The sequence below is a fragment of the Rhodococcus sp. AC861 genome (assembly GCF_979256035.1).
Genome location: NZ_CEEDMW010000114.1, coordinates 1 through 235, shown reverse-complemented (window position 1 = coordinate 235; position 235 = coordinate 1). Strand labels below are relative to the sequence as shown.

The 235-nt window shown below is 61.7% G+C and carries 1 protein-coding gene; it reads left to right on the top strand.

Features of this window, described 5'->3' with window-relative positions; genetic code table 11:
- Positions 1–53: 53 nt before the first annotated feature.
- Positions 54–235: Wzz/FepE/Etk N-terminal domain-containing protein (locus AC0IX4_RS23365; protein ID WP_471831463.1), on the top strand; the 182-nt coding region annotated here is incomplete at its 3' end.

Below are 235 nucleotides of genomic sequence, written 5' to 3'. Positions count from 1 at the left end.
GTGCCCGACGACATTTCTGCACTCGCCCGCTCTTCGAGCAAAGGATCAGCATCATGGGTTTGCTCGATTACGTGAACATCGCACGACGCAGGTGGATGACCATCCTGGCCGTCGTCGTGTTGGGAACGGTTGCAGCAGCGGCGTACACGTCGACGCTGAGCGACTCCTACACCTCGTCGAGCCGTCTCTACGTCTCGATGGCGACGGGCACCTCGGTGTCGGACGCCTACCAGGG